Source organism: Actinosynnema sp. NPDC037264 (assembly GCF_055603705.1).
This window is the reverse complement of the sequence record NZ_JBVJVK010000045.1, coordinates 1-11,712: the sequence shown is the minus strand read 5'-3', so window position 1 is coordinate 11,712 and position 11,712 is coordinate 1. Positions and strand designations below refer to the sequence as shown.

General features: G+C 73.6%; 16 protein-coding genes. 6 read left to right on the top strand and 10 right to left on the bottom strand.

Annotation, left to right across the window (positions count from 1 at the left end):
• Positions 1–11 precede the first annotated feature (11 nt).
• The gene (locus ACZ7GX_RS33605) at positions 12–614 is read left to right on the top strand and encodes a DUF2238 domain-containing protein (protein WP_498782699.1); all 603 of its coding nucleotides are present in this window, start codon (positions 12–14) and stop codon (positions 612–614) included.
• A gap of 46 nt (positions 615–660) precedes the next feature.
• Positions 661–1,338, top strand: coding sequence for a DUF6319 family protein (locus ACZ7GX_RS33600; protein WP_498782697.1), 678 nt, complete (start codon positions 661–663; stop codon positions 1,336–1,338).
• Between the two features lie 1,116 nt (positions 1,339–2,454).
• Here the strand turns inward: ACZ7GX_RS33600 and ACZ7GX_RS33595 are convergent.
• A complete protein-coding gene (locus tag ACZ7GX_RS33595) occupies positions 2,455–3,972 on the bottom strand; it encodes an alpha/beta fold hydrolase (RefSeq protein ID WP_498782695.1) in 1,518 nt (505 codons plus the stop codon).
• A gap of 161 nt (positions 3,973–4,133) precedes the next feature.
• On the opposite strand from ACZ7GX_RS33595, the gene ACZ7GX_RS33590 reads away from it, so the two are divergent.
• Entirely contained in the window at positions 4,134–5,036 is a 903-nt protein-coding gene (locus tag ACZ7GX_RS33590; protein WP_498782816.1) for an EamA family transporter, read from the top strand.
• Positions 5,037–5,039: 3 nt separating this feature from the next.
• A complete protein-coding gene (locus ACZ7GX_RS33585; RefSeq protein ID WP_498782692.1) occupies positions 5,040–5,477 on the top strand; it encodes an iron chaperone in 438 nt (145 codons plus the stop codon).
• Positions 5,478–5,480: 3 nt separating this feature from the next.
• On the opposite strand, the gene ACZ7GX_RS33580 is transcribed toward ACZ7GX_RS33585, so the two are convergent.
• From ACZ7GX_RS33580 to ACZ7GX_RS33540, 9 genes are read right to left on the bottom strand one after another with little or no spacing between them, the layout of a single operon-like run.
• A complete protein-coding gene (locus ACZ7GX_RS33580) occupies positions 5,481–5,951 on the bottom strand; it encodes a hypothetical protein (RefSeq protein ID WP_498782690.1) in 471 nt (156 codons plus the stop codon).
• A 27-nt stretch (positions 5,952–5,978) separates the two neighbouring features.
• Entirely contained in the window at positions 5,979–7,052 is a 1,074-nt protein-coding gene (locus ACZ7GX_RS33575; protein ID WP_498782688.1) for an ATP-dependent DNA ligase, read from the bottom strand.
• Positions 7,037–7,612 (bottom strand): alkaline shock response membrane anchor protein AmaP, encoded by a 576-nt coding sequence (locus ACZ7GX_RS33570; protein ID WP_498782686.1) that lies wholly within the window; start codon positions 7,610–7,612, stop codon positions 7,037–7,039. The genes ACZ7GX_RS33575 and ACZ7GX_RS33570 overlap by 16 nt, the downstream gene beginning before the upstream one ends.
• Complete coding sequence (locus ACZ7GX_RS33565; protein WP_498782684.1) at positions 7,609–8,112, bottom strand: DUF6286 domain-containing protein; 504 nt, start codon at positions 8,110–8,112, stop codon at positions 7,609–7,611. The genes ACZ7GX_RS33570 and ACZ7GX_RS33565 overlap by 4 nt, the downstream gene beginning before the upstream one ends.
• Positions 8,113–8,373: an Asp23/Gls24 family envelope stress response protein gene (locus tag ACZ7GX_RS33560; RefSeq protein WP_498782682.1), complete on the bottom strand. Its 261-nt coding sequence runs from the start codon at positions 8,371–8,373 to the stop codon at positions 8,113–8,115.
• A gap of 38 nt (positions 8,374–8,411) precedes the next feature.
• The gene (locus ACZ7GX_RS33555) at positions 8,412–8,588 is read right to left on the bottom strand and encodes a hypothetical protein (protein WP_498782680.1); all 177 of its coding nucleotides are present in this window, start codon (positions 8,586–8,588) and stop codon (positions 8,412–8,414) included.
• A complete protein-coding gene (locus ACZ7GX_RS33550) occupies positions 8,588–8,839 on the bottom strand; it encodes a hypothetical protein (protein WP_498782678.1) in 252 nt (83 codons plus the stop codon). The genes ACZ7GX_RS33555 and ACZ7GX_RS33550 overlap by 1 nt, the downstream gene beginning before the upstream one ends.
• Positions 8,840–8,844: 5 nt before the next feature.
• Positions 8,845–9,297, bottom strand: coding sequence for an Asp23/Gls24 family envelope stress response protein (locus ACZ7GX_RS33545; RefSeq protein WP_498782676.1), 453 nt, complete (start codon positions 9,295–9,297; stop codon positions 8,845–8,847).
• 52 nt (positions 9,298–9,349) lie between these two features.
• Positions 9,350–10,123 (bottom strand): pyrimidine reductase family protein, encoded by a 774-nt coding sequence (locus ACZ7GX_RS33540; protein ID WP_498782815.1) that lies wholly within the window; start codon positions 10,121–10,123, stop codon positions 9,350–9,352.
• 39 nt (positions 10,124–10,162) lie between these two features.
• Here ACZ7GX_RS33540 and zapE point away from each other — a divergent pair, with 39 nt between their 5' ends.
• Complete coding sequence (gene zapE / locus ACZ7GX_RS33535; protein WP_498782674.1) at positions 10,163–11,173, top strand: cell division protein ZapE; 1,011 nt, start codon at positions 10,163–10,165, stop codon at positions 11,171–11,173.
• A gap of 67 nt (positions 11,174–11,240) precedes the next feature.
• The gene (locus tag ACZ7GX_RS33530; protein ID WP_106618954.1) at positions 11,241–11,483 is read left to right on the top strand and encodes a DUF3040 domain-containing protein; all 243 of its coding nucleotides are present in this window, start codon (positions 11,241–11,243) and stop codon (positions 11,481–11,483) included.
• Positions 11,484–11,712 lie beyond the last annotated feature (229 nt).

The following is an 11,712-nucleotide window of genomic DNA, read 5'->3' as shown; positions in this document are numbered from 1 at the left end:
AGGATCGCCGGATGCAGCCAAGGGACCGCCTGCCGGTCACCCTCGCGGTACTCGTCGTGGTGGCGGTCGCGGTGTCGGCCATCCGGCCCAAGAGCTACGTCACCTGGCTGCTGGAGGTCGCGCCGATCCTCATCGCGCTGCCCCTGCTGGCGTGGACGCGCCGCCGGTTCCCGCTCACGCCGCTCGCGTACTGGCTGATCTTCGGGCACGCGCTGGTGCTCGCGCTCGGCGGCCACTACACCTACGCCGAGGTGCCGTTCGGCGATCTGTGGACCGACCGCAACCACTACGACCGGTTCGCCCATTTCGTGCAGGGTTTCGTGCCCGCGGTGCTGGCGCGGGAGATCTTGTTGCGCCGGACGCCGCTGCGGCCGGGGCGGTGGACGTTCTTCCTCGTGTCGGCCACGTGCCTGGCGGTCAGCGCGGGCTACGAGTTCGTGGAGTGGGCCGGCGCGGTGATCGGGGGTGAGTCGGCGACGGACTTCCTTGGCACGCAAGGTGATGTGTGGGACACGCACTGGGACATGCTCCTCGCGCTCGTGGGATCGGTGGTCGCGCAGGGGGCGCTGGGACGTGCCCACGACCGGCAGCTCGCGGGATTGTCGGTGGGGTAGGGCAAGCTGCACCCGACAGATCTTGTGCAAGTCGTGGAGGTAGGCGATGGCGAAGGCGAAGCAGAGCTCGTTGTCCCCGCAGGACATCGACCACCTGCGTGCGGAGTTGGCCGCGGGCCGACCGCCCGCGGTCTGGTTCACCTCCGCCGCGGTCGGGGTGGAGGCCGGGCGGTCGGCGAAGGTGGTGGCGTTCACCGAACCCGCCGAGGGGGACTTCATCCAGGTGCGGCCGACGGGGGAGAAGGACGAGCTGTCGTTCTCGCCGGCCGAGCTGACCGTGGAGAAGCCGGCTCCGCGCAAGCGCACCCCGGCGCCCGCCGCTGAAACCCCGCCGCCGGTGGCGCCGGTGGAGCACATCTACACGCCGGCGCCCGCCCCGCCCAAGCCGAGGCCCGCTCCGGCGCCTGCCGCGCCCGCGGCGCCGGCGGAACGCCGACCGGCCGCGCGCAAGCAGGCGAAGCCGGCGGAGGTGACCGTGACGCTCACGTCGACCGCGGACGGCGAGTGGACGGTCGACGTGCAGTGGGGGTCGAAGCGCACGTTGAAGGCCGCGCCGGTGGCGGCGTCGGCGGTGTCGCAGGCGTCGAAGCTGCTGCCGCCGGAGGTCGACGAGGCGGTCGAGAGCGTGCTCAGCGCGGCCCGCGAACGCCACCTCGCGCGGGTGGAGCAGCTGCGGGCGGAGCTGGAGGCGGCCCAGCGGGCGTTGGACGAGCTGACCGGCTGACCGGGCGGGAGCGGGTGCTGACCTGGCGAGAACACGTATTGCAACGTATTGATGATTGGCGTTCCGCGATCGGGTGAGGGTACTTCCCCTGGCCGGCGGTAGGGGCGGACCGTGGGGTCGAAATACCTTCGGTCGCACGAAGTCCCTCGACGCCGCGGAGGCACAAGATGGTTGTTGAGATCACGACCGCTGAGCACGCTCAAGCCCACAACTGCGGGTGCTCGGGTTGCACGGGCCCCGGCTGCGGGTGCTGCTCCACCTGCTAGTCCATCCCGCGCCTGCCAAGCAGGCCGCAAACCGCAACCACCCGACCCCGGCCCGCCCCAGCGAGCCGGGGTCCGGGCCACCGACCACCACCGACCACCGCCGCCAATCGAGCGCCACCGGTCTTTCGCCCGCCCCACCGCCCGCCGCCGGCCCTTCGCGCCGCCCCGCCGCCGGCGCCGGCCTTTGCGCCGAGCCACCGCCAGCTTTCGCGCCGACTACCGGCCGCCGCTGGCCTTTCGCGCGCCGTCCGAACGCCCGCTCGGGTTCGCGGCCCGGATCCACCGGGCCGGGACTTCGCACCCAGGGTTCCGCGCCCGGATCACCTCTGCGGACACGCCATGTCGCGGGGGTCAGGCGCCCTGCCGTCGGGCTCGTGCTGCCGGGCTCGTCGTGCCGTCGGGCTCGTGCTGCCGGGCTCGTCGTGCTGCCGAGTCCGTGGCGTCGTCAGGTCCGTGGTGCGTCAGGGCCGTCGTTCGCCGAGAGGGTGTGCGGTGGCCGTCTCGTGGCGGGGTCGCGTTCGGGCTCGGCGGGTGCAGGGCTCGGGGCGGCGGGGCCCGGGTCCGGGGGTTGGCGGCTGGTTGGGCTGCTGTGACGGGTGCCGGGCTGCCGGGTGGTGGCTGCCGGGTGCCGGCTGCCAGGTGGTGGGTGCCGGGTGGTGGGCGGTCGGGGGTGGTTTCGGCGGGTCCGCTGGTTTTCAACCGAGGTACGGGAACAGTGTTTCCGTACACTTTCCGGCCAGGTTCACTCGATCGTGTTCGGTTGTCGTGGGCCCTGGCGGGTGGACGCGGGAGGGTCCGCGGGCAGGGTAGCGGGGTTGCGGTCGGGGTGCCGGGTGACGTGGTGCCGGCCTCACGGTGGGCAGGCGGTGCCGTTGGACGGCACCTTGGCGTCCACCAGGAACTCCTCCGCGGCCTTCGTCGCGCACGCCGACTGGCCGAGTGCGCCATGCCCGCCGCCCTGCCACCCCACCACGACCCCGGCCGGCAGGGCCTGCGCCGCACGCTCCCCGCCCTCACGCGGCGTGACCGGGTCGGACGCCGTGGTCAGCACGAGCACCGGCGGCGCCCCCACGAGCCTCGGCACCTTCACCGCCTGAGGCACCGGGAACGGGCCGCAGGCCAGCAGCTTGCGCGCGAAGTGAGCACCGAACATCGGGTGCTTGGTGCGCCAGTCCTCCGTCAAACCCGCCACCCGCTCCGGCGGCACGCGGGTCGTCGTGTCGTTGCACCCCGTGATGATCCCGGCGTCGATGCGCGGCGGGTCGTCGTCCCGCTCCAGCAGCAGCGGCTCGATGAACGCACCCAGCTTGGCGCCGTCACCACCCTCCGCCGCCACGATCGCGTCAGCCAGCGCGCCCCACCGCGACCGGTCCGCCAAGCCGGCCAGCACGGCCTCCGTGGCGGTCCCCGGCGTGAGGTCGAAATCGCCGCCGCGCAACGGCCGGTCCCGCAGCGAGTCCAGCAACGCCTTGTACCGATCGGTCGCACCGGCCCCCAACGGGCACCCGCGCACCACGCAGTCCTTCTGGAACGCCGAGAACGTCTCCTCCGCCGCCACCGCCCGCGTCTGCATCACGGCCGTCACGTCCAACGTCGGGTCCGGCGCGCCGTCGAACACCATCCGCCCGATCCGGTCCGGGAACCGCGACGCGTACAGCGTCAGCACCCGCGAACCCTCACCGAGCCCGATGGCGTTCAGGTGCGGCACGCCCAACGCCTCGCGCAGCTGCTCGAGATCGGCCGACGCACGCCACGAGTCCACCGCCGGCAACCGGTTCTCCATGTCGAGCACGCACTCGCGGCTCGCCAACGTGTACGCGTCGACCAGGTCCTCGTTCGACTCCGCCCCCGGATCGGCCTCCACGATCCCGACCCGCGCCGCGTCCGGCACGCACTGCACGGGGTCCGACTCGCCGGTGCCCCGCCGGTCGACACCGATCAGCGTGAACGTGCTCAGCACCGTCGCGGGCAGGCTCGCCGCCAGCCGCGCCGCCTTCAACGTCCCAGGCTCGCCGCCCGCCTCGCCGACCACCACCAAGGGGCTGCCGCCCGTGCCCACGCGCAGCAGGGACATACCCAAGTTGCCCCGCCCGGGACGGCTCGGCACGTCCAGCCGCACGGTGAGCTGCGAGCACTCGTACTCCCACGTGCCGGCCGGCGCGGAATCACCCATCCGGGCACGCGCGGAGTCCGTGCACGACGACCAGGACAGCCCGGGCGTCTCGTAGCTCTCCAGCGGCGGGACCTCGCGGGGACCGGACGGGGTGGTGACGGACGACGGCTCCTCGCCGTCACCGTGCACGGCGATCACCGGCCGGGTCGACGGACCCGCGCTGCACGCGGCCAGCGCGCTCAGAGCCACCAACATCGAAGCGGCGTGACGCCGACGCGGCACAGCGGTCCCCTCGCTCTCTCCCACGGCATTGGACTCCCGGTGGGCTGGTTGCCCCAGAGGTTCGGTGCAGAGCCTCACACAGTCCAGGTGAGACTTCGGTGAGCGGGCTGGGGCAGGATGTCCGCGTGGTCACAGTGCACGTCGAGGGCATCCCCGAACGCAGGCTCCACCGCTCCGGGCCGGTCACGATCGCGGCCAAGGCGTTCGGCGCGATACCTCCGCCCGCGCTGGTGCTGCTGGGCGTGGTCAGCGTGCAGGTCGGCGCCGCCGTGGCCAAGCAGCTGTTCACCCTGGCGGGCGCCGCGGGCACGGTCACGCTGCGGCTCGTGCTGGCCGCCCTCATCCTGCTCGCGGTGTGGCGGCCGTCGCTGCGGCTGGACCGCCGGACGTACGCGGTGGTCCTCGGCTACGGGCTGGTGCTCGGCGCCATGAACCTGAGCTTCTACCAGGCGATCAAGCACATCCCGCTGGGCGCGGCGGTCACCATCGAGTTCCTCGGCCCGCTGGCGGTGGCCGTCATCGGGTCGCGGCGCTGGCTGGACGGGGTGTGGGCGCTGCTCGCGGCGACCGGCGTGCTGCTGCTGACCAGGGTCGACGGCGGCCTGTCGCTGCCCGGCGTGCTGTTCGCGGCGGGCGCGGGCGCGTGCTGGGCCGGCTACATCCTGCTGACCGCGGCGCTGGGCAGCCGCACGTCCGACGGCAAGGGCCTGGCGCTGGCGATGGTGGTCGGCGCGGCCGTGGCGCTGCCGTTCGGCGTGGCCGAGGCGGGCACGATGCTGCTCGACCCCGTGGTGCTCGTCGCGGGCGCGGCGGTGGCGCTGCTGTCGTCGGTGGTCCCGTACTCGCTGGAGCTGGAGGCGCTGCGCAAGATCCCGCCGCGCGTGTTCGGCATCCTGATGAGCCTGGAGCCGGCCGTCGCGGCGGTGGCCGGGTTGGTCCTGCTGCACGAGGCGCTGCGCCCCGCGCAGTGGGTCGCGGTGTTCTGCGTGGTGCTGGCGTCGATCGGCGCCACCCGGACCGGCAGACCGGAGGTGTGAGGAGTGGTCCGGAGCAAGGCCGGGACGGTCGAGGAGTACCTCGCGGAGCTGCCGGAGGACCGGCGCTCCACGGTGTCGGCGGTGCGGGACGTGATCCTGGCGAACCTGCCGGCCGGGTACGTCGAGGGCGTGCAGTGGGGGATGATCACCTACTCGGTGCCGCTGGAGGTGTCCGGCAAGACCTACAACGGGCAGCCGCTCGGGTACGTGTCCCTCGCGTCGCAGAAGAACCACGTCTCGCTGTACCTGATGGGCGTGTACGGCGAGCGCGAGCAGGAGTTCCGGGCCGAGTTCGAGGCGACCGGGCGGAAGCTCGACATGGGCAAGAGCTGCGTGCGCTTCAAGCGGCTCGACGACCTGCCGCTGGACCTCATCGGGCGTGAGGTCGCACGGCAGGGCGTGGACGACTTCGTGGCGAAGGTGCGCGCGGCCCGCAGCTGAGGTTCAGTGCTGAGGCTTGGCCGGCGGGTCGGGCGGCGGCTCCTCCACGCTGAGCCGCCCGTCGATCAGCTCGCCGCCGCGCTCCTCGAAGATCGTCGCGTAGGTCGCCGAGTACTTGCGGTAGACGGCCAGCAGCTCGCCCTCGACCGTGGCGGCCACGTCGGCGCGGAACTCGTCGCGCAGCCGGCGCATGGTGTTCACGGCGCTGCGGCGGTTCAGGCTGTGCAGGTAGGGCCGGAACGTCACGTTCAGCCCGCCCACCACCGCCGCCATGAGCAGCAGCACCTTGCCCAGCGGCGTTTCCGACGAGGTGAAGCCCACCGCCAGCACGGCGGGCACGAAGATCAGCACCACGGTGTAGAACAGCCCGGTCGTCCGGTGCACGACCCGCCACGCCGACAGCCGCTGGCAGTCGTGCTGCATGCGATCGTCCAACTCCCGGATGAGCACGTTCACGTCAGCTACCTCGGCCACAGCCGACCACGGTACTCACCCGAGCGGTCACGCGGGGCGAACTTCGCCTCGCAGCACCGATTCCACGTCGTAGCGCGCGGGCTGCTCGAGCTGGTCGTAGCCGCACGACGCCGGGTCGCGGTCGGGCCGCCAGCGGCGGAACTGGCCGTTGTGCCGCAACCGGGCGGGCGCGCCGCCCTCGGTCTGCGAGTACGCGATCTCCAGCACCCGCTCGGGCCGCAACGGCACCCAGTCGGCGTGCTTGCCCCGCCACCGGTTGATCTCGCCGGGCAGCCGGCGGCCGTCCGGCTCCACCAGCCACGGGTGCTCGTCGGTGGTGATGAGGTCCTTGAACTCCTCGGCCAACGCCCGCCGCTCGGCCGCCTTGAACGAGCCGACGACGCCGACGTGGTGCAGGACGCCCGCGTCGTCGTGCAGGCCGAGCAGCAGCGAACCGACCGCCGTGCCCGGCTCGGTGTCCTTGTGCCAGCGCAGCCCGGCCACCACGCACTCGGCGGTGCGGGCGTGCTTGACCTTGATCATGGTGCGCTTGCCCGGCGTGTACTCGCCGGCGGCGGGCTTGCCGATGACGCCGTCCAGGCCCGCGCCCTCGAACAGCTCGAACCACTGCGCGGCCAGGTCGCCGTCGGTGGTCGCGGGCGTGAGGTAGAGGCCGTCGCCGGGCGTGATCAGGCCCTCCAGCGCGGACCGGCGCTCCGTGCACGGCCGCTCCAGCAGCAGCTCGTCGCCCAGGGCCAGCAGGTCGAACGCCACGAAGCTCGCCGGCGTCCGCTCCGCCAGCAGCCGCACGCGGCTCTCCGCCGGGTGGATCCGCTCGGACAGCGCGTCGAAGTCCAGCTTGTCGTCCTTGGCCACGACGAGCTCGCCGTCGACGACGATCCGCGGCGGCAGCGTGCGCCGCAGCGCGGCCTCCGCCTCCGGGAAGTACCGGTTGAGCGGCTTGCCGCTGCGGGACTGGAGGAACACCTCGTCGCCGTCGCGGAACACCAGGCAGCGGTAGCCGTCCCACTTGGGCTCGAACACGAGGTCCGAGCCGGTCGGGATCTCGTCCACCGAGGTGGCCAGCATCGGCTGCACGGGAGGGGTCAACGGGAGCGCCACGCGGCCATCCTGCCGGGTGACCGGGCCCGGCGCACGCGTTGGCGCTTCCTCTTCGCCAGATCGAGGCGCACCGCGGTCGGGAGGACCTCGACGCCGAGCGCGGCGCGGGCCCGCGACAGCACCCGACCGTCCAACTCCCGCCACACCCGGCGCACGTCCGCGCCGTGCCGCAGCGTCAACCGCAGCCGCAACGCGCGCCCGCCCACCACGGCCACCTTCGCGCCGGCCACGCCGTGCACCTGCTCGGCGTCCCCGCGCACCGCCGCCGCCAGCGCCTTGGCGGTGACGACCACGTCGTCCAGGAGCAGGTCGGGGTGCCGTTCGGGGCGGACCGCGCGCCACGCCCACCACAGCCCGAGCACCACGGCGAGCAGGCCGAGCGCGATCAGCCCGAGCCGGACGGGCAGCAGGTGCCGCCGGGCCCAGTCGAGCACCACGGGGTCCAGCACCGGCCGGTCGACGGCGAAGCGGTGCAGCACGACGGCGGCGCCGCCGACCAGCAGGGCGAGCACGCCGAGCACGGCGGCCAGCACGCGTTCGGCGCGGTTCGAGCGGTTCACGGGCGGTCCTTCGGCGAGATGACGATGACCGACACCTTCGGCCGCACGGGCATCGGCAGGTCGTCCACCGCGGCCCGGGCCACCTCCAGCAGCCGCGGCCGCAACGACGCCTCGTCGTGCAGGCGGCTGGTCGCGCGGACCCGCACCTTGCGCCGCGACGCGGTGACCGACACGTCCACCACCCCGTCCTCCGCCCGCACCCGGTGCCCGACCACGCGGGCCAGCGACGCCGGCGTGGTCACCACCCGCACGCCGTCGGCCGGGTCGTCCAGCGGCACCTGCGACACCCCCGCCCGCGACGCCACGACCAGCAGGAACAGCCCTCCTGCGGCCACGCACGCGCCGGTCACGAGCACCGGTCGGTCCACCCAGGACCAGTCCGGCCACGTCGGCCACCCGTGCCCGGACCAGTGCCGGGCGACCGCGACGACCAGCAGCGCGCCGGCCGCGGCCAACGCCGACCCGAGCAACGGCGACAGCACCCGCAGCAGGACCCGCACCTACACCACCCGCGGCCGGGTCTCGGCGCGCAGCGCGGACACCGTCAGCGCCACCGAGCGGACCCGGTAGCCGGTGATCCGCTCGACCTCCTCGGTCACGCGCCGCCGCACGTCCGCGGCGGCCGTGCGCACGGGCGCCGGGTAGCGCAACGCCAGCTTCACCGCGAGGTCCAGGTCACCCTCCACCTCGTCGACCTTGACCACCGCGCTCGGCTCGGCGCCGGGCACGAGCCGGACGGCGTGCGCCGCGACCTTCCGCACCACGGTCGGGTGAATCTCGAGCGAGCCCTCGGCGTCGGTCACTTGTCGCGGCCCCGGCCGAGCAGGTCGCCGAGGTCGAGCTCGCCGTCGAGGACCCGGCCCACGACCAGGCCGATCACCCCGACCGCCAGGGTCACCAGGAAGGCGGTGAAACCGCTGGTCGCGGCCAGCCCGAGGACCAGGCCCGCGAGCAGACCCGTCTGCGTCGCGCTCATCAGCTCTCCCACTCCAGATCGGCCACGACGACGTCCACGGGCGCGGCGCCCGCCACCCGCGTCACCCGCGCCCGCAGCTCCGGCACCACCTCGCCGATCGGCCGGTCGGTCCGCAGCACCACCGCCACCTCGACCCGCGCGCCGACCCGGACGCCGAGCACGCGCCGTCCCGGCAGGTAGGAGGCGAACGCGCCGTCCAGCCGCGCCACCTCCGGGTGGGCCAGCACCGCCGCCTCGACGTCCTCCGCCACGTCCGTCACTCGACCCGCGACCCCGTGGTCGGCGTGGTCTCCTCGTCCTCCTCGGGCAGGTGGATGTCGTTGACCGCGATGTTGACCTCGATGACCTCGAGCCCGGTCATCCGCTCGACCTGGCCGATCACGTTGCGCCGCACCGCCCGCGCGAGGTCGACGATGCTCACGCCGTACTCGACGATGATGTCCAGGTCGACCGCGGCCTGCTTCTCGCCCACCTCGACGGCCACGCCGGCGGTGTTCACGGTGCCCGCGCCCGGGATGCGCTCGCGCAACGCGCCGAACGCCCGCGACACCCCGCCGCCGACGGCGTGCACGCCGGAGATCTCCCGGGCCGCGATGCCCGCGACCTTCTGCACGACCGACGACGCGATCGTGGTCCTGCCCTGCTCGGTGTCGTCGGCCGCACGCGGCGCGGTGCCGGTCTCCGGCTTGACGGCGGTGCTCTGGGCCACGGCGGTCCCTCCGAATCGGTGCGTGCACGTTCGGGAGCGGACCGTATCCGGATCAGGGCGTGGACGGGCCGGACGTCACCGGATCAGGCGTCACCTTGCGGTACCGCAGGAGGAGGGCGCTGTCGTGGTGCAGCACCGACGCCAGCTCCAGCGACCGGGGCGCCGGCGGCAGCGGACCGTTCGAGATCCGACCCGCGTCACCTCCCGCGAGCAGCGGGGAGAACGTCACGCACAGCACGTCGACCAGGTCCGCGTCGATCAACGCGCCGAACACCTTCGGCCCGCCCTCGCAGTCGACCCGGTGCAGGCCGCGCTCGCGCAGGGCCGCCAGCGCCAGGTCCATGGCCACGGTCTCCTCGCCGGCGACGACCACGTCGGCGCCCGCCGCGGCCAGCGCGTCACGCCGCTCCCGGGGCGCGGCCCGCGTGGTCAGGATGATCGGCGGCACGGTCGTGCTGGTCAGCAGCGTGGACGTCGGCTCGATCGAGCACCGCCCCGTCACCACGGCGACCGGCGGCACGGGCGCGAGGCCCAGCCTGGCCCGCCGGGACGCGCGCACCTCGCCCGCCTTGACCCCGTGGTAGCCCTCGACCAGGGCCGTGCCCGCGCCGACGAGCACCACGTCGCACAGGTCGCGGCCCAGCATGAAGACCTTGCGGTCGGCCTCGTTGCCCAGCCCCTCGGACCGCCCGGCCACCGACACCGCACCGTCCACGCTGGACACGAAGTTCACCTGCACCCACGGCCGGTCGAGCCCGTCGGGGTAGTCGTAGAGCCGTTCGAGCTCGTCGTCGGTGATCTCGCCGTCACGTGGTGGCCACAACATCCGCACCGCCACATCCCAGCACGCCGTTACGATCCGGTCATGTCCGCCCCGCCGCGCCTGTCCGACCGCACCCCGCACGTCGCCGCGGACGAGCTGGTGGACGCGATGGTCCCGCCGCCCCGCTTCGACGCGGTCCGCTTCGCCACCTACCTGCCCAACCCGGACGAGCCGAGCCAGGCCGCGGCGGTGCGGGCCGGCCGTGAGTTCGCCGAACGCGTGTCCGAGGGCGGCGGCCGGGGCGTGTTCGGCCGGCTGTTCAAGCGGTCGGGCGCCGAGGACGCCAAGCCCGGGCTCTACCTCGACGGCGGGTTCGGCGTCGGCAAGACCCACCTGCTGGCCTCGGTCTGGCACGCCGTGCCCGGTCCCAAGGCCTACGGCACGTTCGTCGAGCTGACCAACCTGGTCGGCGCGCTGGGCTTCGGCGAGACCGTCCGCCGGCTGTCCGCGCACAAGCTGCTCGCGATCGACGAGTTCGAGCTGGACGACCCGGGCGACACGATGCTGGTCACCCGCCTGATCAAGGAGCTGACCGCGGCGGGCGTGTCGGTCGCGGCCACGTCGAACACGCTGCCGGACAAGCTGGGGGAGGGCCGGTTCGCCGCCGCCGACTTCCTGCGCGAGATCCAGTCGATGTCGGCGAAGTTCACCGTGGTCCGGGTCGACGGCCCCGACTACCGCCACCGCGGCCTGCCCGACGCGCCGCCGCCGATGGCCGACGAGGACCTCGTGGCCAAGGCCGTGAGCACGCCCGGCAGCACGTTGGACGACTTCGCCGACCTGTGCGCCGCGCTGGCCCGGATCCACCCGTCGAGCTACGGCCGGCTGGTGGACGGGGTGACCGCGGTGCACCTGCGCCACGTCCGGCCCGCGCCCGACCAGGCGGTGGCGCTGAGGCTCGTGGCGCTCGGCGACCGCCTCTACGACCGGGACATCCCGGTGGCGGTGTCCGGCGAGCCGCTCTCGGAGCTCTTCACCGCCGAAATGCTGCGCGGCGGCTACCGCAAGAAGTACCTGCGGGCGGTATCGCGGCTCGTCGCCCTGTCGCGCTGATCTTGCCTGCTCAGGCCCCCGTTCGGGGTGGTTTTGCGGGTGGGGCGCCGGGTATCCCTCGGCCGTGATGAGCGAAGCGGAACGCCGCACCCTCAGTGAGATCGAGAGCAGACTCGCGGACGAGGAGCCGGGCCTGGCCTCGGCGCTCGTCGCCGGCAAACCCCGGCACCCCGTGCTCAGCTACGCCCTCGTGGCCACGTTCGGTGGTCTGGGTGTGCTGCTGCTGTTCCTCGGGGCGTTCGGCCCCGCCCTGGCGTCGCTGGGGTTCGGCGCGCTGCTGATGCTGATGCGCGGCTACACCTGGCGGTGAGCCGGGACCGCCCCGCGGTCCCGCACGAGCGGGCCGGCGCCCACCAGCTCATCGCGCAGTCGCGCCGCGCCCGGTCACGCCCGTCGACCGACCCCGGTGGTCGGGGAGGTGCGTCACACTTCGCGGATCCGGCCTAGGGCGTGTCCGCCGGGTCATGATCGGGTTTTGTCTGGTGCGGCTCGGATCCAGTCGATGGTCTCGACGATGTCGTTGGTGGCCTGCCAGTGCA